This is a genomic window from Marinomonas atlantica (assembly GCF_001639725.1).
Lineage (GTDB): Bacteria > Pseudomonadota > Gammaproteobacteria > Pseudomonadales > Marinomonadaceae > Marinomonas > Marinomonas atlantica.
In genome coordinates, this window is record NZ_LTAW01000009.1 from 87,733 (window position 1) to 108,545 (window position 20,813).

A 20,813-nucleotide genomic window follows, 5' to 3' on the forward strand; every position below is an offset into this window, starting at 1 on the left:
AGTTACTCGCAATTTTATTTAACTTTATTCATCAGATAGTAGTATTGGTTTACTAACAATCAGGTTAATTTAGCTAAAAAAAGTTGTAGAGATTTGTAATCATTCAAATCTCATATATAGGTTTTTTAGGCGGTTCTAATACTTACTATAGTCACTCTGCCTGTTTATGAAAGTAAGTGTGCTATAGTGTCCGTTTCTTCATTCACAATCTTGCTCAGCAAGGTAGGATCATGACAAAGCAAAAAGGCAATCTATTCATACTGTCCGCGCCATCCGGTGCTGGTAAGTCCTCTCTATACAAAGCATTACTAAAAGCAGACTCTAACGTTCGCATTTCAGTATCTCACACTACCCGTGCGCCTCGTTCCGGCGAAGAACATGGACGTGAGTATTTTTTTGTCGATGTAGACTCTTTTTTAGACATGATTGCTGACAATGCATTCTTTGAGCATGCTCAAGTGTTTGATAACTACTATGGCACATCTAAACAAGCTATTTTTGACATGTTAGACCAAGGTCTAGATGTTATTTTAGAAATCGATTGGCAGGGCGCGCGTCAAGTACGCGAGTTGTACCCAGAAGCGATCGGTATCTTCATCTTACCGCCCTCTTTAAAAGCCCTGGAAGAGCGCTTAACTGGCCGAGGCACTGACTCAGAAGAAGTCATTGCTCGTCGTATGTCGAAAGCTGTCAACGAAATGTCGCATTATGAAGAGTACGAATATGTCATTATCAACGATGATTTTGAGCAAGCTCTGACACAATTAACGGCTGTTTTTGCAGCGAACCGCACAAGAACATCATTAATCCAAGAGATTCACAGCGAACTCATCAATGATCTCTTGTCATAGTGATCGTCCGTTAAGTAAAATCGACATTACTAATTAGTGATTAATCCTTACCCTATATAGAGGTCAAACATGGCTCGAGTTACAGTTGAAGATTGTCTTGAAAACGTAGATAACCGTTTTGAGTTGGTAATGGTGGCAGCAAAGCGCGCCCGTCAACTTGCGACAGGTGGTGCAGAAGCTAAAGTAGCATTAGAAGAAGACAAAATGACCGTAGTGGCACTACGCGAAATCGCAGAAGATCTAGTCAATGCGAAAAACGTCGACTTCCACGCTAAGCCTACTACAGAGTTTTAATTCTTTATGGTTTACATCGCTCAACGCACGATGTTCTGGTTTAGCTTTTCCTGATGTGAGGTGAGCGGTGTCTACTATTGAAGTATTAGCTCAAACGCTCAGCCAATATCTACCTAATGAACAGGTAGCAACGGTTAAGCGCGCGTATTACTACGCTGAACAAGCCCATGACGGCCAAAAACGTAAAAGTGGTGAGCATTATGTCACTCACCCACTTGCGGTTGCGTTTATTTTGGCCGACCTTCGTATGGATTGCGAAGGCTTGACGGCGGCGCTTTTGCACGACGTCATTGAAGATACTGGCATATCTCGCGAATCCCTTGCCGAACAATTTGGCGAGGGTGTCGCAAGCCTTGTGGACGGCGTTAGTAAACTGACGCACCTAGAGTTCAACAGCCAACTCGAAAAACAAGCACACAACTTCCAAAAAATGGCCATGGCCATGGCCGATGACATTCGTGTCATCATGGTAAAACTGGCCGACCGACTCCATAACATGCGCACTCTAGACGCCATGCCGGGTCATAAAAAGCGCCGTATTGCCAAAGAAACCCTCGATATTTATGCGCCCATCGCTAACCGTTTAGGTATGTACAATGTCAAAGTTGACCTTGAGTCCTTAGCATTTCAAGCCTATTACCCAATGCGTTCACGTATGCTCAAGCGTGCAATCAATAAACGCTATGGGCAGCGTGACAAAGCGATGGAGAAGCTAGAAGACTATATCCGCTCTGAACTTGCGGCCGAATACATCGATTCGTCCATCAGTGTACGTGAGAAGCACACCTACAGTATTTACCAGAAGATGCATAATAAACGTCGCTCTCTGGAAGAAATCATGGATGTTATGGGTGTGCGCATTGTCACCGATCGCCCGGATAGCTGTTACCGAATTCTTGGAGTGATTCACGCTCTGTTTAAGCCAATTGATGGTCGTTTTAAAGATTACATTGCAGTACCCAAGTCGAACGGCTACCAGTCTATACACACCACTGTTTTAGGTAATAATGGCTTACCGTTAGAAGTCCAGATTCGCACTAAAGAAATGGACGTGGTCGCAGTTCAAGGTATTGCGGCTCATTGGACCTATAAGTCTCAGGGCCAATCTGGCGTTACAGCAACCAACCATGAACGTGCGACGAAATGGGTGAAAAGCTTACTTGAAATTCAAGAGAAAGCACACAATCCAATGGAGTTCATTGATAACGTTAAGAGTGACCTCTTCCCCGACGAAGTCTACGTGTTTACGCCAAAAGGCGAAATCATTGAGCTGCCTTCTGGGGCAACACCGGTCGACTTCGCTTACGGTGTTCACACAGAGATCGGTAACACCTGTATCTCTTGTCGTATTAACCGACGCTTAGCGCCGCTCAGTACGCAATTGGAAAGCGGTCAAACCGTGGAAGTTATCACCGCGAAAAGCGCCCAACCAAATGTCGCTTGGTTAAGCTTTGCGATCACTGGTAAAGCACGCACAAATATTCGTCATTACTTGAAAACAAAGCAGCGTGAAAATGCGATCTCCTTTGGTTACCGCTTGCTGACCCGATCTTTGAACGCCTTTAGCACAACGATCGAAGAACTGTCCCAAGAACAAGTTCAGCAGGTGCTGGATCATTACCAATTTGAAATCTTAGACGACTTACTAGAGTCCATCGGTAAAGGTTGTCATGTCGGTTACGTGGTGGCACGACAATTATTCCCTGATTTCAAAGAAGAAGAACTGGTCACGCCTAAATCTTTCAAAGTGAATGGCTCCGAAGGCATGCTAATGTCGTTCGCGAAGTGCTGTTCGCCGATTCCAGGTGACCCTATTGTCGGCTACGTGCAAGTCGACAAAGGCGTTATCATTCATCATCAAAACTGCCCGAATATCCAAGACCACCTTGCCAACCCAGAGCGTTATATTCGCATGAGTTGGGGCAAGGAGATCGAAGAAGAGCTCAAAGTCAGCCTTATTATTTCTTATATAAATGAGCGTGGTGCGGTCGCGCAAATCGCCAGCGCCATTACTGACACAGATTTCCAAGTATCAAACTTAGACATCATTGAGCGCGGTAAGATTTCTCGATTACGTTTGAACATCGCTATTTCAAGCCGCGTAGGCTTGGCCGATGTGATGCGTCGTATTAAAGCGATACGCTGTGTTGAAAAAGTGACCCGCGAAACACTCGTAGGACACTAATCAGACAACGTTCATTGAATTATTCTTTAAGGACTTCAAATCATGGCTAAACAAGTGATCTTCTCTGAAAACGCTCCTGCAGCGATCGGCCCATACTCTCAAGCAGTTCGTGCCGGCAATACTGTTTACCTTTCTGGCCAGATCCCATTGGTTCCAGAAACAATGGAAGTGATCAGCGATGATGTCGCTGAGCAAACGACTCAGGTATTCAAAAACCTACAAGCTGTATGTGAAGCGGCGGGTGGCTCTCTAAAAGACATCGTTAAACTCAACATCTACATGACTGACCTAGGCAACTTCGCTCTAGTAAACGAAGTCATGACTAAGTTCTTTGTCGAACCTTACCCTGCGCGTGCCGCGTTAGGCGTTCGCGCATTGCCAAAAGGCGTTGCCGTTGAAATCGAAGGTGTATTGGTTCTAGAAGACTAATCCCAATCCATTAAAAAAGGCGCTTAGAGTGATCTAAGCGCCTTTTTTGTGTTTATAACTGGGTGTTTCTTTGTGCTAACCAGGCTTGGTAGTCCGGCAACATACTGTCATAACCCGAAATATAAGAGGGATAGTCTGGGCGCCATCCGAGCGTTTTCAGTGTCTGCCCGACGATACGCTTACCGCGGCTGGGTAAATAATCGGTAATGCTAATCGTATCTGGTAACGGTGGTGGTACCTGCAGACGAGCTGATAACCAAAGCTTCACTTCCCACATAGACGCGGGATGCCCGTCACTGGCAATAATATGAGCGGGTAAAGTTTGATCTGCTAGCATGTGCTCACCTGTAATACACAAGGCGTTCACTACATCGTCCCGATGAATGCGGTTGGTCCACTGGTTCAGCGACCAAGCCTCGCCACGATGTACACCTTCGATCAGGCGATAACGGCCAGGGCCATAAATACCGGAGCAACGCACAGCTGTAGCTGAGAAATTCTCTATCAGTATGGCTTCGGCTTGTAATATTTTATCAGCCGTGGAGGATGCCGCCTGCGCAGTGCTGGTGTCATCAATCCATTCACCACGACTTTCGCCATAGACACTGGTACTGGAGACAAAAATAACTTTGGGAGGTGTCGTTCGACCTTTAAATCCGTCAACGACGGCCTGAGCTGTGTCGACATAAGCGGCTTGATAAGCCTCTGCCGTGCGTCCTGACGGTGTCATAATTAAATACACCAAGTCCGCCTCGGGCCAGTCCTTTGCCAACAGTGTCGTAATGTCTTGGGTGATACCTTTTACCCCTTCCGGAAACTCAGTTCCTGAACGGCGAATGCCGGTTACTTCAGCTCCCTTCGCAACAAAATGACGTGCTACGCCTTGTCCTAGGTCACCGCATCCTGCTATTAAAACCTTTGCCATAACACCCTCAATCATTGCAATAAAAGCGTATATACTCATAAGCAGTACACTTTATCAAATTATGTATTATCATAGTTAATACCAATTATAAGGGTAATGACTATGACGCTAACAGAACTCAAATACATCGTTATGCTAGCAGAAGAGAAACACTTTGGCCGAGCTGCAGAGCGCTGTCACGTGTCTCAGCCAACGCTCAGTGTAGCGGTTAAAAAGCTGGAAGACGAACTCGGTGCGGCCATTTTTGAGCGCAGTAAAAGCTCTGTGTACATTACTCCACTGGGCGAGCAAATCATCGGCCAAGCCAAACGCGTGCTTGAGCAGGCTAGCATGATTAAAGAGCTGGCGTCATCTGGCAAAAACCAGCTCAATGGGCCTCTTAAAGTCGGTGCGATATATACGATTGCTCCTTACCTCTTTCCTTCTATGATTCCTGAACTAAAGCGTATTGCCGAAGGCATGCCATTGTCGATCGAGGAAGACCTCACCGAAAACTTGCGCCCCAAACTGCGTAATGGTGCGCTGGACGCGATCATTGTCGCTCTCCCTTTTCGTGAGCCTGATGTCGTCACACGCCCCATCTACGAAGAAGAGTTTGTGGTGCTCATGCCAAAAGATCATCCGTGGACTTCTCTAGACCATATTAGTACCGATCAGTTGACGACAGACAATCTGCTACTGCTCGGCAAAGGTCACTGCTTCAGTGACCAAGTGATGGAAGCCTGTCCCTTGGTAGGCGAAGATGAATTAAACGATGGGCATACCATTGTGAATGGCAGCTCACTGGAAACCATTCGTTATATGGTGTCTTCTGGTTTGGGGGTCACCGTGCTGCCTAAGTCGGCGGTCAGACATCTGGATGAAAGTATGTTGGCCGTGCGTCCCTTTAAAAGCCCTGCGCCAAAACGTACCGTTGCTCTGGCATGGCGTGCCAGCTTTCCTCGCCCTAAGGCGATCGAATCCCTCAGTCAGTCCATTAAAGAGGCCTGTCAGAAATTGGATCTGGGATAACCATGGTCGACACATTGGAAATGCAAGACATCAAGGAGATCAAAGGTGTCGGACAAGCGATGGCAGACAAACTCGCCAAACTAAACATCCACACCGTCCAAGATGCACTGTTTCATTTGCCCATTCGCTACCAAGATCGAACCAGTGTGGTGCCTATTGGGCAGCTGAGGTTTGGCGATGAAGCCGTGATTGAAGGCGAAGTCAGTGGCTGTGAAATCAAGATGGGTAAACGACGCAGTTTAATCTGTCGATTGCGCGATCACTCAGGCTCCCTATGTCTGCGTTTTTTCCATTTTTCTGCGGCACAAAAAAAACAGTTGGAACAATCGGGGCGTGTACGTTGCTTTGGTGAAATCCGGCGTGGCAGTACCGGATTTGAGGTCTATCATCCAGAGTACAGCATTCTAAACGACGATGAGCCACACGAAGGCACCGACCAACTGACCCCGATCTACCCACTAACGGAAGGGGTTACTCAAACCAAGATACGCCAAATTTGTGAGCAAGCGTTAGAACGTCTAACACCACACAATCTGCGCGAATGGTTACCGGATACTATGCGTCAGCAATTTAGTTTGCCTCCCCTCTCGGACGCAATACATTTTTTGCACCATCCGACCAAGGGCACTGACTTAGAACAGCTTAAGCGTGGCGCTCACCCAGCGCAGTATCGTTTATCATTCGAAGAGCTGATGGCGCACCAACTGTCTTTAATCGGCAAACGCCAATTGGCCAAACACGATGTCGCAGTCAAAGTACCGGATATGGGCGCGCTGGGGCAGCAACTGATTGAAGCTTTGCCGTTTTCGCCGACTGGTGCGCAACAACGCGTGACCCAAGAAATCTTACAAGATCTTGGTGCAGGCCACCCAATGCTACGTTTAGTGCAAGGGGATGTGGGCTCAGGAAAAACACTGGTCGCTGCGCTTGCCGCCGCTGCTGTGGTCCAACAAGGCTATCAAGTGGCCGTCATGGCACCGACCGAGATTCTGGCCGAGCAACACTACATTAACTTCAAGCAATGGTTTGAGCCCCTTGGCATCGAGGTCGCTTGGATGATCGGCAAACTTAAAGGCAAACAGCGCGAAGCAGAGTTGGAGCGGATTGCCTCTGGCAGCGCAGGGGTTGTCGTGGGCACACATGCCCTATTCCAAGAAACCGTCGTGTTCAAAGGCCTGGCTCTGGCCATCATCGATGAACAACACCGCTTTGGTGTACATCAGCGCATGGCCCTGCGTGAGAAAGGCCTACAAGCAGGCTTCCAGCCCCATCAGCTGATTATGACCGCCACACCGATTCCTCGTACGTTAGCCATGTCTGCGTACGCGGACTTAGACTGCTCGGTGATTGACGAGCTGCCACCTGGGCGCACACCCGTAAATACCATCGTGGTCTCCGATCAACGTCGGGATGAAGTCATTCAGCGAGTGCAACATGCCTGTGCCGAAGGGAAACAAGCCTACTGGGTGTGTACACTGATTGAAGAATCTGAAGCGTTACAATGCCAAGCCGCAGAAGACGCCGCCATTTTATTGCAAGAGCATTTATCGGGGTTAACCATCGGCTTGGTTCATGGCCGGCTCAAAGCACAAGAAAAAGCCGACATCATGGCACGCTTTAAAGCCGGTGAGATTCAGCTTCTAGTCGCGACGACCGTGATCGAGGTCGGTGTCGACGTACCCAATGCAAGTTTGATGGTCATCGAGAACCCTGAACGTTTGGGGTTAGCTCAGCTACACCAGTTACGCGGGCGCGTGGGTCGAGGGCAAACCGCCAGTCATTGTGTGCTCTTGTACCATGCCCCTTTAGGTCAGCAAGGCAAAGCGCGTTTATCGACGATGCGTGAAACCACCGATGGCTTTAAGATCGCAGAGAAAGATTTAGAATTACGCGGACCAGGTGAGCTGCTTGGTTCACGTCAAACAGGGTTGCTTGAATTCAAAGTGGCCGATTTGCAACGCGATAAGTCTTTGCTAGACGATGTTCAAAAAGCCGCCGCGATTCTTTATCAGCATTACCCGGAGCATGTCTCGCCTTTGCTGTCGCGATGGCTGCCTCAGCACCAACAGTATCTCAACGTCTGATCATAATTCCTAAAGTTAGTGTTGGTTTTTTAACCTAGTTGTCACATGATGACTGAAAGATACTCAACTGCGCTATCATAAGGACATAAGAGGAATCGCCTGTGACGACTAACAATGAACTATCCAGAGACATCGCCTGCTCTGGCCAATACAGTTACAAGATCCAAGACGACCGAGTCACCCTTAGCATCTCGCAGATTACCAACCATCGTCCGCTTTACAACATTAGCGGTACGCTAGCGATTGAGCTTAGAGGCTATCATCCGGACGGCCACTATCTTGTGTTGGCCAGTACTACGATTGGTCAACTGACAGGGCAGCATTTGCTAGCCGATTGTCACTATGACTTAGTCTTCCAAATGCCTCCTGCTGGGTCATGGCTGCTCGCTCTGGAAGTTCATGAATGGGAGGGTGAGCAGTACGGTTTAATGGACCAGCAGTTCTTCGCTCAGCCCTATTACATCCCCGAAGAAGCGCCTTGCTCTTCTGAGGCAAGCCCTTCAGGCTCCACCACTCCGCTGAACGAGGAGATTCCGTTAACTGACGCATCGGTTGACCAAGTAAACATTAATGCCAAAAGTACGCCTGTTAGTCCCAAAACTCCGAAAATACCCACTGAAAAAAAGACAACTGAAAAGAAAGGTTCTCAGAAAAAAACTAAGGTCAGCATCAATAAAGGCTCTAAAGAAGAATTGCTGAACGTTAAAGGGGTCCCAAAGAAGGTGGTGAACGAGATGATTGAACAGCGCCCTTTCTCGTCCTGGGATACCGTATTATTAATCAAGGGAATGGGGCCAAAGCTACTAAAAAAGCTACGCAATGGTTTAAAGCTAAACTAACTCGATAGTGAGACACAAAAAACCACGCATTAGCGTGGTTTTAAATACGAAATAACAGCTCAGATCATCGCGCACTAAGAAATCTGCACAACAGTTGTATTTTTAACTTCTTCCATCGCCACGTAAGTACGAGACTCTCTTACGTGAGGCAATGTCAGCAGAGTGTCACCCAGTAAGTGACGATACGCATCCATATTCGATACACGTGCCTTCAATAAATATTCAAAGTCACCCGCGATTAGATGACACTCCAGCACTTCAGGAATCTCTGAAACAGCTTCTTTAAATTCATTAAAGCCTTCGGGAGATGTAGTTTTCAAACGAATCTCCACAAACACAAGCAAGCCAGCATCCACTTTACTTGGGTCTACCAACGCGCAATATCCAGTAATGTAGCCATTACGCTCAAGCCGACGTACTCGCTCTAAGCAAGGCGTTGCACTCAAACCAACGCGACTGGCGAGCTCAACATTTGATAAGCGTCCATTAATTTGCAGCTCACGCAGGATCTTCTTATCCAACCTGTCTAAAGGCTTTGCAGACGTTTCCATCAATAGACTCTCTCCGAAGGTAACTGTCATCTAATTTAACGCGATTCTACCACGGGGCAAATAGCTTAGGAAAAATTAACCTATTAAATCCTCTTTAAAAACTGATCAGTATGCTTTGCAACATATCACCTTAACATCGCACCAAATGAAAACCAAAAGCAACAGATAGCACCAAATAAAAACAAAAAGCGTCATTTTGTGTATTTATCCACCAGAAACTAGTTATTTTCTGCATCAATAGCGTGCAAATCTTGTTTATCCTGCACAAAACAAGCTCACAATAGCTATAAACTATTGAAAAAACAATATAGCTCAAATTTATTTATTAAACATACTAAAAAAGGAAAAAAGTAGCATGAACACAGTGATTTAACCTTGACGAGAGGGGCATAACAGTAATTCCATAGGGGAGTTCCGTGCTATTTCAGAAGATTGCACTAGACTAGAGAAACAACAAAAACAATTAACAGTGTTGGCAAGAAAATTGCTTTGATTCTTAAATGAAAGGATCTTCAAAGCAGGATCAATTTTTTGCACACATAACAACTAGTAATGCCTGGAGGCAGAATTATGAAATCGAACGTTGGGAAAATTCTATCTACCGCTGCGATTGCTGCGACAATCAGTACTGGTGCTGCGGCAGCAACCTTAGACGATGTGAAATCAAAAGGTTTTATCCAATGTGGGGTTAGTACAGGTGTACCTGGCTTCTCAAATGCAGACAGTAATGGCAAATGGTCGGGCATTGACGTTGATGCATGTCGTGCCGTTTCCGCCGCAATTTTCGGTGACGCAGACAAGGTAAAGTATACTCCCCTTTCAGCTAAAGAGCGTTTCACTGCACTTCAATCTGGTGAGATCGATATCTTGTCACGTAACACAACTTGGACTTATACCCGAGACGCTTCTCTTGGTTTAGATTTCACAACAACAAACTTCTATGACGGCCAAGGTTTCATGGTGCGTAAAGATCTAGGTGTGTCTTCTGCAATGGAGCTTGATGGCGCTACGGTTTGTACTGAGCAAGGTACAACGACCGAATTAAATATGGCCGACTTCTTCCGTAAGCATAAATTGGAGTATGTTCCTGTTGTTGTACAGAAAGCGGACGAGGCTCTTTCTGCTTACGCATCTGGTCGTTGTGATGTATACACAACGGACAAATCAGGTCTTGCAGCACACCGTTCAAAACTATCTGATCCAAACGAGCACGTGATCCTAACTGAAACTATTTCTAAAGAGCCACTGGGCCCAGTTGTTCGCCACGGTGATAACCAATGGAAAGATATCGTTACTTGGTCACTTTTCGTGCAAATCAATGCTGAAGAAATGGGCATTAGCTCTGAAAACGTTGCCAAAATCAAGGCGGAATCTACCGATCCAGGTATTCGTCGTCTTGTTGGTGCCGAAGGCAAAATGGGCGAAGCACTTGGTCTAGGCTCTGATTGGGCTTACAACATCATTGCTGAAGTCGGTAACTACGGCGAAGTCTTCGAACGTAACGTTGGCCCTGACACTCGCGTTGGCCTGCCTCGTGGCGTAAACAACCTATGGACTGAAGGCGGCGTACTTTACGCGCCACCAGTACGTTAATACGTACATTTTTCCCTGACCTACCCTAGGGACTGATCCCAGCGGCTACTCGCCGCTGGGAATCTCCTGCCTGAATATCTATCTGACGAGCATTCATTGCCTGAACCAAGATGAGCGAAAAAACGACAACTAACACGAGCTTTTTTAACGATGCGGGTAATCGCGCCCTATTGTTTCAAGTGGTTCTTCTTACGGCCGTGGTCGCTATTGGTTATTATCTTTTTCATAACCTACAAGCAAATTTACAAGACCAAGGCATATCGACAGGCTTCGCATTCTTAAATGAACCTGCGGGCTTTCCGATCCTAATTCACCTAATTGAATACACGGAAGCTGGCACGTACGGACGCGCATTCTTAGTAGCCCTTATCAATACGATGTTAATTTCATTCATCGGCATTGCATTAGCCACGATCATTGGCGTAGTTATGGGCTTAGCACGACTGTCCCAAAATTGGCTGGTTGCAAAACTTGCCACGGTATACATCGAAACGCTGAGAAACATCCCATTACTGTTACAAATGTTCTTTTGGTACTTCGCTGTATTGGCGGCATTACCTCACCCACGTGATAGCATTATTTTTGGTGACTTCTTCTTAAATAAGCGTGGCATTTATTCCCCTAATCCTATTTTTGAAGATGGCTTTGGCGTTGTCATATTTGGCTTTTTAGCCTGTGTCGTTGCGGCAATTGCCTTAATAGTGTGGGCGAAAAAGCGTCAAACACGAACTGGGGAGTGGTTTCCTGCCTATTGGACATCCTTTGCTATCATCATATTTGGTACGATTATCTGTTACCTACTAGCGGGGTCACCTGTTACTTTTGATCTACCAGAAGCCAGTCGCTTTAACGTAAAGGGCGGTATGGTACTGGTGCCTGAATTCGTTGCCGTATTAGTCGCGTTATCAACCTACACAGGTGCGTTTATCGCCGAAATCGTCCGTGCCGGGATTTTATCTGTTAGCTGGGGACAAACCGAGGCAGCACGCTCATTGGGTATGCGAGACAGCATCACTCAACGCCTGATCGTCTTACCACAAGCATTGCGGGTTATCATTCCGCCTTTGACCAGCCAATATCTAAATTTAGCGAAAAACTCATCTCTTGGTGCCGCAATCGCTTACCCAGAATTAGTGGCAGTGGTAATGGGAACAACGCTTAACCAAACTGGCCAAGCAATCGAGACCATTGGATTGTGTATGTTGGTTTACGGCTCTCTAAGTTTGTCCATTTCATTTTTTATGAACTGGTACAACAAGAAAATGTCTTTGGTAGAGCGCTAGGAGAAACACATGGCTATTGAATTTAAACCCTCTCCAAGTCTGCCGCCTCCGAGTAACGCGGTCGGTGCAGTTGCTTGGATACGCAAAAACTTTTTCTCTTCACCGCTGAATATTTTTCTCACCATATTTAGCTTATACATTCTGTATTTATTAGTGCCACCTACTATTGAATGGGCATTCATAGATGCGACATGGACTGGCGAAAACAAAGATGCCTGTACTGCAGGTGGCGCATGTTGGGCGTTTATCGTCGCCTATTTTGATCAGTTTATGTATGGGCTTTACCCTCAATCAGAGTATTGGCGTATTAACCTAGCGGCGATCATGCTGGCGGTGCTGATTGGTATGTTTGCCATCAAATCCATCAATAAGCTGTTTCTGTCGATCGTCATCTTGGTGATCTACCCAGTCGTTGCTTACTTCCTGTTTGCGGGTGGTATCTTTGGTCTTGAAGTGGTGGAAACATCACTGTGGGGTGGCCTATTTCTAACAACGTTATTAGGTGTTGTTGGGATTGTCGCTTCTTTGCCATTGGGTGTTGTGCTCGCATTAGGGCGTCGCTCCAACATGCCGATCGTAAAATCGGTTTGTGTAGTATTCATTGAAACCGTCCGTGCGGTACCGCTGATCACTATTCTGTTCATGGCGTCGGTGATGATTCCTCTGTTTCTACCTGATGGCCTAAACTTCAATAAGCTACTACGTGTCTTAATTGGTATTACCTTGTTCTCCGCTGCTTATATGGCAGAGGTTATTCGTGGTGGCTTACAAGCCATCCCTAAAGGCCAATACGAAGCCGCTGACGCGATGGGATTAACCTATTGGCAATCCATGTTGCTTGTGATTTTACCTCAAGCATTGAAGTTGGTCATTCCAGGGATAGTAAATACCTTCATCGGCTTATTTAAAGACACCACTCTGGTCTACATCGTTGGTATGTTTGATTTGCTAGGACGTATTCAATCAGCCACTCACGATGGTGATTGGCTAGGTACTACCACAGAAGGCTATGCCTTCGCTGGCTTAATTTATTGGGCGATCTGCTTCGGTATGTCCCGCTACTCGATGGCGGTTGAGCGTAAGTTAGATACTGGACATAAGCGGAATTAATAAGAGAATTTGAGGCCTTAATTATGACACAACAAAATATGGCACTTGCCCAACTTGAGCCGGGCGAAGAAGCAATCATTGAGTTCAAAGACGTTAACAAGTGGTACGGTGATTTCCACGTTCTTAAAAACATCGATTTCAGTATCAAGAAAGGCGAACGTATCGTGGTTTGTGGGCCGTCAGGTTCAGGTAAATCCACCATGACTCGTTGTATTAACCGTCTTGAAGAACACCAAAAAGGACAAATTTTGGTAGACGGGATCGAAATGAACGATAACCTGAAAAACATCGAAGCAATCCGTAAGGATGTGGGCATGGTGTTTCAGCACTTTAACTTGTTTCCACATTTGACCATTCTGGAGAACTTAACGCTAGCACCGATCTGGGTTCGTAAAACGCCTAAGAAAGAAGCGGAAGAGATGGCCATGCATTACTTGGAACGCGTAAAAATCGCCAACCAAGCACTGAAATACCCAGGCCAGCTTTCTGGTGGTCAGCAGCAACGTGTCGCCATCGCTCGCGGTTTGTGCATGAAACCGCGGATCATGTTATTTGATGAGCCTACCTCAGCACTTGACCCCGAGATGATTAAAGAAGTACTGGATGTAATGATTCAACTGGCCGACGAAGGCATGACCATGGTGTGTGTGACACACGAAATGGGCTTTGCTAAAACCGTTGCCGATCGCGTGGTGTTCATGGATGCCGGAGAGATTGTAGAAGCGAATACACCACATGAATTCTTCGATAACCCGCAACATGACCGTACGCAGTTGTTCTTGAGCCAGATTTTGAACCACTAACCTTGCTATTTGAACAAATGAACTCTAAAAAGCCCCTACTGGGGCTTTTTTAGTTTGTATAATAATGCGCTAATACAGATTATTGTTTTATTTGGGGATGTAGAGTGTCTGAACAATCAATAGAGACCAATACAAGCACTCGTGTACGTATCGTTCACCTAGCCGATCATACTGGCAAACTTCAGGTGATTTTTCCGTACGACAGCATGTTGGATATGGCCGCGTTGTCTCGTCTAACCAAACGCCGTTTTGATCCAGTGGCCAATTACAACATTGAAGGCGACCCTCTCGTCAAACCGAATGCTTGCTCGACCATTATTGATTCATCATTACTCATTAGTGAGGCCATAGAGCTACGCTCCAGCGCAACCCAAAGTTATAAAAGCTACACTCAAGAAGAGTTTACATCTCGCTTCAGAGGCCCGTTAGCGCGCTATGAACACATAGCTATTCCAGTCGATAAGATTGGGCGCCCTGTAGAAGACCTGACGCAAGATGCAGCGCAAATGCAATCGGCTCTGGGCAAATTCCAATCCATGCGTCTACAGCAACGCTTAGAAGAGACCCTTGAGGTTCCTCCTCTGCCAGCATCATCTCATCGAATCATTCAACTATGTTCTAACGAAAATGCCGGCACAGATGACCTATGTGATGTAATCAGTATCGATCCCTCTTTGTCTGCTCAAGTCATCAGTTGGGCCTCCTCACCTTACTATGGTGTGCAAGGTGAGATTGATTCCGTCGAAGATGCGATTATCCGCGTACTAGGCTTTGATATGGTGATGAACTTAGCACTGGGTTTATCAATGGGAAGTGCCTTCCAATTGCCAAAAAATGGCCCTCGCCATTATGAAGACTTTTGGTTCAATGCCGTATCGCATGCAGTTTTGATGGAGGAACTGGTCCGTAAAATGCCATCCGGCGGTCGTCCCCGCCTAGGACATGCCTATTTATCTGGGCTGCTGCATAATTTTGGCTATCTTGCCATTGCTGTTGTATTGCCTCCGCACTTTGGTATTTTATCGCGCTACATCGAAGCCAATGCGCATTTAGCATCTGATATCATCGAGATGCAAACATTAAACTTCACTAAAGAACAGCTGGGAGCTTGGTTACTCAAACACTGGGGCTTACCAGAAAGCATTTACACCGCGGTACGCTACAGTAAAACCACAAATTATGAAGGCCAATACAGTAAATTAGCCCATTTACTACAACTGTGCCATCAGCTGTTTAATGACGAGCCGCTCGACGAAAGCATACTAAAGACGCTTAGTTTATCTGCAGACGAAGCTAAGCACTGCCACAATAAAGTCATAAGTTCATCTAGTGAACTGACCAAGATGGTTGATTTAATAAGCGGTAGCAAATGACTCTGTTGAATCACAAAATCACTAAACAGTTTGATTACCGTTGGCACTCAGTTGCTCAAGTACGTCGTACACGTATTCCCAAAGGTATTTACCCTTGGTTAACGACACGCTTTTCGATTACAGCTAAATTACGCCAAGCAGGACATCTGAGAGTGGAGGTACTAGAAGATACCTGGCAGTCACCTTCTCCGCGAGAACGCATACGTTTAGGGCTAAAGTCGCGTGAGATGGCGAGGGTTCGTAGCGTCATTTTATTTGTCGATAACGAACCTGTGGTCTATGCTCGCTCTATTATTCCTGCTCGCTCTTTGAAAGGTACTTGGCGGTATTTGCCGTATTTAGACAACCGTCCACTAGGTGGCTACGTGTATAAATCTAAAGCATTGCGCCGCAGTAAGACTGAAGTGGTTAAACTGCCCGCCGGATTGATTCTAAACTGCGCAGAGCCCTTGTGGGCAAGACGCTCAGTATTCATGGAATATGGTCCGGGAATACTAGTCAATGAAGCGTTCTACCCTGCTATTACCCGCTTTACTCAAGCGGCAGGCCAACTATAAATAAAGCGATTACAACCATGAGTAAACTAAAAGATTACGCCGATTTAACCCGTTTTAACCGCCCCATTGGCTCCCTCTTGTTAATGTGGCCAACCTTGTGGGCGCTATGGTTAGCCGCTGATGGCTGGCCTGAGTGGCACTTAATCGTAATTTTTGTGTTGGGTGTGTTCAGTATGCGCTCAGCCGGATGTGTGATTAATGATTTTGCTGACCGCAAAGTAGACGGTTTTGTCGAGCGTACTAAAAACCGTCCTCTGCCTTCAGGCCGAGTTTCCGAGCTAGAAGCACTGGGTTTATTTGCAGGGTTGGTTGTACTCAGCTTTATTCTAGTCCTGTTGACTGATTGGAAAACCATTCTGCTGTCGGGAGTGGCGTTGTTCTTAGCGGCGCTATACCCTTTTATGAAACGTTACACGCATTTACCGCAGTTGTTTTTAGGGCTGGCTTTTTCTTGGGCGATTCCAATGGCCTACAGTGCTCAAGGCGGTAGTTTACTTGATCCGCAACTGTGGATGCTGTTCGTAGCAAACTGTCTCTGGACCATCGCTTACGATACCTACTATGCCATGACTGATCGTCCAGATGACCTAAAAATAGGCATCAAATCCACAGCGATTTTATTTGGTCGCTACGACTTACTAGTGATTTTGATTTTACAGGGATTAACCCTATCCTTGATGATGTGGATCGGTGTGATTGCTCAGTTAGGCGTGCTGTACTTTGTCAGCTTACTCGGTGCTGTGTATCTGTTTTACCAGCAATACCAACAAGCGAAAGATCGAGATCGCCAAGCGTGTTTTCGTTCTTTCCTAGATAATAACCGCGTCGGCTACTGTATATTTGCAGGAATATTACTAGGGTATTACATTTGAATGTGGCACTGATGTGACAATTTAACACAGCTGTCACATTTAGAGGCTTTAATATCTACCGTTCCTGAGATGAGGATAAATCCTGTGACCGGTAAAAAAGTTTTAATTATTGATGATGAAGCCCCAATCCGCGAGATGATTGCTGTCGCGCTGGAAATGGCAGGCTACGAATACATGGAAGCTGAAAATAGCCAACAGGCTCATGAGATGATCGTCGATCATCGACCTGATTTGGTACTTGTGGATTGGATGATGCCCGGTGGTAGCGGTGTCGAGTTAACTCGTCGCCTTAAGAAAGACCCAACCACGGCTGAAATCCCTGTGATTATGTTGACGGCGAAAAGCGAAGAAGACAATAAAATCCAAGGATTAGAAGTGGGTGCGGATGATTACATCACCAAACCATTTTCACCGCGTGAATTGGTGGCTCGCCTAAAGGCAGTGCTACGTCGTGCCACGCCACAAGGTGTTGATGATCCAATCGAAGTTGAAGGTTTGCTGCTTGACCCGATTAGCCAACGTGTTTCAATTGGCACATCTCCCATTGAAATGGGACCAACGGAGTATCGCTTGTTGAAGTTTTTAATGACTCACCAAGAGCGAGCTTACTCTCGAGCACAGCTATTGGACCAAGTTTGGGGTGGTAATGTCTATGTTGAAGAACGTACTGTAGACGTACATATCCGCCGCTTGCGCAAAGCGATCGGTGAATCACATGACTTCTTAATTCAAACGGTTCGCGGTACGGGATACCGTTTTTCTGCAAAACGAACGGCTTAATATTTATGAAGCGAACTTGGCAACGAGCTTTTATTACATGGATGAGTGGACTTATGGCGGTAATCGCCATAGGTTTCGTATTGGGCCATATTCTCGCACTCGCCTTGCTATATGTACTGGGCACTCTCTACTGGCAGCTGTACCAGCTGTATCAATTTCACTGTTGGTTGCGCCGCTCCGGTAAAGCTTCCCCCCCTGAAGCCTCAGGCATTTGGGGTGAAATTTTTGATGCGGTGTATCGTTTACAAAAGAAACAGCGCAAATCTAAACGCCGTATGCGTCAAGCGCTCAACCGCATTGAAAACTCTACCGCCGCCCTTAAAGAAGGTGTCATCATGGCGGACAGCAACGGCAATTTAGAATGGTGGAATAACTCTGCAGGCTTATTGCTTGGTTTACAGCGCCCTACGGATCGGGGTCAGCCGATCACCAACATTTTACGAAACCCAGAATTCTTTCGTTATTTTTCGCAAAAGCGATTTGGTGAGCCTTTGGTCATCAAATCTCCCTCAAAAGATGGTATCTATCTAGAAGTACAAACTACTTTGTACGATCAAAATGATCACCTAATTTTTGTTCGTGATGTCACCCGCTTACACCTATTAGAACAAATGCGTAAAGACTTCGTTGCCAATGCTTCACACGAGCTAAAAACCCCGCTTACGGTGATTAAGGGCTATCTCGAAACACTGGCTATGTTTAAAGATAACCTTCCACCATCAATGCAACGTGGCATTGTGAATATGTCAGATCAGTCATTGCGCATGGAGCATTTGATTGAAGATCTGCTGCTATTATCACGTTTAGAGACCAATGATAGGCGTGAAGCGCATCAGTGGCTCAAAATTGATGACATTTGTGAAACCGTCAAAAAAACCGCCCTACCAATGATGTCTGATGATCATCAGATTAGCTTTGACTTGCCAGAAGACAGTTATCTTTATGGTGCTAGCAGCGAGCTCTACAGCGCGTTCTCAAACCTAGTGGTAAACGCCATAAAGTACTCACCTGAAGGCGGAGATATTCACGTTAAATGGGTTCAGAATGAGTTCAGTGGCGTATTCTCAGTTGAAGATCAAGGTTTAGGTATCGACCCTCGCCATATTCCTCGATTGACCGAACGCTTCTTCCGCGTCGATAAAGGACGTGGTTCAAATACTGGGGGGACTGGCTTAGGTCTAGCCATCGTTAAGCACGTACTGATTCACCATAATGCGAAGCTACAAATTCGAAGCCAGCCTGGCTTTGGCAGCACGTTCTCGTGTCACTTCCCAACCGACCGTGTTCGCCAAGAGGCACTTCTCGCAACGGTGGCGACGGAAGCCGACAGTATTGAAGCCCCAGTTAAGCCGCTAGCGCATACACAAGAACAAGAAGACGCGATCACCGAAACCTCTTCGACCTCCTAGAGAACCTCCGTTTGGTTACAAAAAAATGCCCACCATACAATTGTATGGTGGGCATTTTTATAATCATGTCGTCGCTTTATAATGAATCAAACAACACTTTTATAAACGCTTCTTTTTCAGCATCTTGGTCAATCAATAGCAGAGTGACTGTTAAAAAAGCAGAGTCCGGCTTCTTCTCGGTCGTGGCGACAGATTGCACGTAATAATTTAAACGGTTCACCTTCTGCTCAAACGTCAAATCTAACACCGCTTGATCAAGCACCGTCGGAATCACATCGTCACTTTTTATCAACATCGTGGCTTCGTCTTTCGCGAAATGCACCACCATGCAACGAAATTCTTTGCCGGCAAAACGAACTTTGGTCGGTATCTTGACGTCTTTGACCGACACCGTTGGGTTCGTGATTTTAGGCGAAGTCGCTTTCGGTGCAACCGTCGTCGCCATCAACACATCCAGTGAACCAGAAGCAATGCCGCCACTTGAAGCGGTTGGTTTTTTAGGCGCTTCACCTAACTTCTTCTCGATGCCATTACGTTTGGCCGCCGTCACTACTTTCTGTACTAACTGTTCCGCTGAAAAGGGTTTACCTAAATAATCGGTCACGCCAGACTGCACAGCTTCAACCACATGAGACTTATCACCACGACTGGTAATCATGACAAAAGGCAGTGTTTCTTTCTTATATTGCGATTGCTCTCGGCACCATTGCAGAAGCTCCACACCTGTCATTTCAGGCATCTCCCAGTCACATAGCACCATATCAAATGTTGATTTTTGTAGCATTTGCTGTGCCTTGCGACCATTTACCGCTTCCTCGACTGTCACAGCAGGAAAACTTTTACGCAACGTACGTTTAATCAAATCTCGCGTAAACGACGCATCATCAACAACCAGTATTTTCAAAATGTAATCCTATCGAGTCTGTGACAAAAGATCGGCGTAATTCACAAAGCGCTCACTAAATACCTTAATCCACAACAGTGTCGCAGCTACTACTGCAATAGGCATAACAAACAGGTTTAAGAAAGGGATGGTGACACCAAGCATCACGATAAAGCCAAACGCCCAACATAACAGCGGCTTTTCTCGTAGAGAAGCACGCATTTCATGAAAGCTGACTTTATTGTTATCAAATGCATAATCCATGTACTGCAAAGACAGCATCCAAGCAGAAAAAAGCACAAGCAGTACTGAGGTAACCACGTTCACTACTGGAATAAATGACAGTAGTAGCAATGCAATAAAGCGTGGTAAGAAGTATCCCAATTTTTGCATTTCACGTTTTAAACTTCGCCCAGTAATCGCCATCAATCCGGTAAAGCTCATGTCTTCATCGAACACTTTGCCCGTTTGCTGTTGCTCTACCTTTTCCGCTAAAAATGCCATAAAGGGCGCAGCAAGGATGTTGACCCCAACAGAGAAGCTATAAAACACCATCAAACCTATGACAATGTTCAGCAGTAGATAAAAAAGCCAGTTTAGGAAAGACATCCAGTCAGGGACGTATCCCATCATTTCGTCCACGGCGACCGACATGTAGCTCAATGCCACTGTATATAGCAGAGCCATTAAAGCAATATTAGCCACAATAGGCGCGAGTAGAAATAAACGTAGGCGACTCGATAAAAGCAGCGGAAATGCCTCTATATATGAACCTACGGCGATAAATGGATGAGTGATCACTGACTGAACCCCTGTATAAAGATCAACGCTTGTAGCACGAATAATTGACGCCTATTTAAGCATATTTTTAAAGAAAAAAATGTCTTCGCTACACCAGAGAAGCCTCGAATTACTTACGCTATGTGACTATAGTTCGCTTGAGATACAGCCTAGTACGCTATTTACCCTATTCACTATAAG

The 20,813-nt window shown here is 46.0% G+C and carries 20 protein-coding genes; 16 read left to right on the forward strand and 4 right to left on the reverse strand.

The annotated features are described in order from the left end of the window. The first annotated feature begins 230 nt into the window (after positions 1 to 230). The 4 genes from gmk (at position 231) to AYW75_RS15485 (ending at position 3,759) form a co-directional block, all read left to right on the forward strand. Complete coding sequence (gene gmk / locus AYW75_RS15470; RefSeq protein WP_067101346.1) at positions 231 to 851, forward strand: guanylate kinase; 621 nt, start codon at positions 231 to 233, stop codon at positions 849 to 851. Between the two features lie 69 nt (positions 852 to 920). Beyond that, on the forward strand, positions 921 to 1,145 hold the full coding sequence (gene rpoZ / locus AYW75_RS15475; RefSeq protein ID WP_067101349.1) for a DNA-directed RNA polymerase subunit omega: 225 nt from the start codon (positions 921 to 923) through the stop codon (positions 1,143 to 1,145). A 67-nt stretch (positions 1,146 to 1,212) separates the two neighbouring features. Beyond that, a complete protein-coding gene (locus tag AYW75_RS15480; protein WP_067101352.1) occupies positions 1,213 to 3,330 on the forward strand; it encodes a RelA/SpoT family protein in 2,118 nt (705 codons plus the stop codon). A gap of 42 nt (positions 3,331 to 3,372) precedes the next feature. Continuing rightward, the gene (locus tag AYW75_RS15485) at positions 3,373 to 3,759 is read left to right on the forward strand and encodes a RidA family protein (protein WP_067034096.1); all 387 of its coding nucleotides are present in this window, start codon (positions 3,373 to 3,375) and stop codon (positions 3,757 to 3,759) included. 52 nt (positions 3,760 to 3,811) lie between these two features. Here the strand turns inward: AYW75_RS15485 and AYW75_RS15490 are convergent, their stop codons facing one another. Further along, entirely contained in the window at positions 3,812 to 4,723 is a 912-nt protein-coding gene (locus tag AYW75_RS15490) for an NAD-dependent epimerase/dehydratase family protein (RefSeq protein WP_231886227.1), read from the reverse strand. A gap of 63 nt (positions 4,724 to 4,786) precedes the next feature. Between AYW75_RS15490 and AYW75_RS15495 the strand changes: the two genes are divergently transcribed. The 3 genes from AYW75_RS15495 (at position 4,787) to AYW75_RS15505 (ending at position 8,618) form a co-directional block, all read left to right on the forward strand. Next, positions 4,787 to 5,695 (forward strand): hydrogen peroxide-inducible genes activator, encoded by a 909-nt coding sequence (locus tag AYW75_RS15495; RefSeq protein ID WP_067034102.1) that lies wholly within the window; start codon positions 4,787 to 4,789, stop codon positions 5,693 to 5,695. Between the two features lie 2 nt (positions 5,696 to 5,697). After that, positions 5,698 to 7,779 carry an ATP-dependent DNA helicase RecG gene (recG, locus tag AYW75_RS15500; protein ID WP_082856557.1) on the forward strand — a complete coding sequence of 694 codons (2,082 nt, stop codon included), beginning with the start codon at positions 5,698 to 5,700 and terminating at the stop codon, positions 7,777 to 7,779. 101 nt (positions 7,780 to 7,880) lie between these two features. Beyond that, positions 7,881 to 8,618, forward strand: coding sequence for a ComEA family DNA-binding protein (locus tag AYW75_RS15505; protein ID WP_067101355.1), 738 nt, complete (start codon positions 7,881 to 7,883; stop codon positions 8,616 to 8,618). 74 nt (positions 8,619 to 8,692) lie between these two features. Here the strand turns inward: AYW75_RS15505 and lrp are convergent, their stop codons facing one another. Continuing rightward, on the reverse strand, positions 8,693 to 9,169 hold the full coding sequence (gene lrp, locus AYW75_RS15510) for a leucine-responsive transcriptional regulator Lrp (protein WP_067101357.1): 477 nt from the start codon (positions 9,167 to 9,169) through the stop codon (positions 8,693 to 8,695). A gap of 570 nt (positions 9,170 to 9,739) precedes the next feature. On the opposite strand from lrp, the gene AYW75_RS15515 reads away from it, so the two are divergent. The 9 genes from AYW75_RS15515 (at position 9,740) to phoR (ending at position 18,949) form a co-directional block, all read left to right on the forward strand. Next, complete coding sequence (locus AYW75_RS15515; protein WP_067101360.1) at positions 9,740 to 10,762, forward strand: amino acid ABC transporter substrate-binding protein; 1,023 nt, start codon at positions 9,740 to 9,742, stop codon at positions 10,760 to 10,762. Between the two features lie 110 nt (positions 10,763 to 10,872). Next, a complete protein-coding gene (locus AYW75_RS15520; RefSeq protein ID WP_067101363.1) occupies positions 10,873 to 12,045 on the forward strand; it encodes an amino acid ABC transporter permease in 1,173 nt (390 codons plus the stop codon). Positions 12,046 to 12,054: 9 nt separating this feature from the next. Then, the gene (locus AYW75_RS15525; protein WP_067101365.1) at positions 12,055 to 13,155 is read left to right on the forward strand and encodes an amino acid ABC transporter permease; all 1,101 of its coding nucleotides are present in this window, start codon (positions 12,055 to 12,057) and stop codon (positions 13,153 to 13,155) included. A 23-nt stretch (positions 13,156 to 13,178) separates the two neighbouring features. Further along, the gene (locus tag AYW75_RS15530) at positions 13,179 to 13,958 is read left to right on the forward strand and encodes an amino acid ABC transporter ATP-binding protein (protein ID WP_067101367.1); all 780 of its coding nucleotides are present in this window, start codon (positions 13,179 to 13,181) and stop codon (positions 13,956 to 13,958) included. Positions 13,959 to 14,062: 104 nt separating this feature from the next. Beyond that, positions 14,063 to 15,331: an HDOD domain-containing protein gene (locus tag AYW75_RS15535; protein WP_067101370.1), complete on the forward strand. Its 1,269-nt coding sequence runs from the start codon at positions 14,063 to 14,065 to the stop codon at positions 15,329 to 15,331. Continuing rightward, positions 15,328 to 15,888, forward strand: coding sequence for a chorismate--pyruvate lyase family protein (locus tag AYW75_RS15540; RefSeq protein ID WP_067101374.1), 561 nt, complete (start codon positions 15,328 to 15,330; stop codon positions 15,886 to 15,888). Before AYW75_RS15535 ends, AYW75_RS15540 begins: the two co-directional genes overlap by 4 nt. Before the next feature lie 17 nt (positions 15,889 to 15,905). Further along, positions 15,906 to 16,760, forward strand: a complete 855-nt coding sequence (gene ubiA / locus AYW75_RS15545) for a 4-hydroxybenzoate octaprenyltransferase (protein WP_067101377.1) — start codon at positions 15,906 to 15,908, stop codon at positions 16,758 to 16,760. Positions 16,761 to 16,844: 84 nt separating this feature from the next. After that, positions 16,845 to 17,540, forward strand: coding sequence for a phosphate regulon transcriptional regulator PhoB (gene phoB / locus AYW75_RS15550; RefSeq protein WP_067101380.1), 696 nt, complete (start codon positions 16,845 to 16,847; stop codon positions 17,538 to 17,540). A 5-nt stretch (positions 17,541 to 17,545) separates the two neighbouring features. After that, positions 17,546 to 18,949 (forward strand): phosphate regulon sensor histidine kinase PhoR, encoded by a 1,404-nt coding sequence (gene phoR, locus AYW75_RS15555; protein WP_082856558.1) that lies wholly within the window; start codon positions 17,546 to 17,548, stop codon positions 18,947 to 18,949. 76 nt (positions 18,950 to 19,025) lie between these two features. Here phoR and AYW75_RS15560 read toward each other — a convergent pair whose 3' ends face one another. Both AYW75_RS15560 and cysZ read right to left on the reverse strand, forming a co-directional pair. Further along, positions 19,026 to 19,853 carry a response regulator gene (locus AYW75_RS15560; RefSeq protein WP_231886228.1) on the reverse strand — a complete coding sequence of 276 codons (828 nt, stop codon included), beginning with the start codon at positions 19,851 to 19,853 and terminating at the stop codon, positions 19,026 to 19,028. Positions 19,854 to 19,862: 9 nt separating this feature from the next. Beyond that, positions 19,863 to 20,633, reverse strand: a complete 771-nt coding sequence (cysZ, locus tag AYW75_RS15565) for a sulfate transporter CysZ (protein WP_067101386.1) — start codon at positions 20,631 to 20,633, stop codon at positions 19,863 to 19,865. Positions 20,634 to 20,813 lie beyond the last annotated feature (180 nt).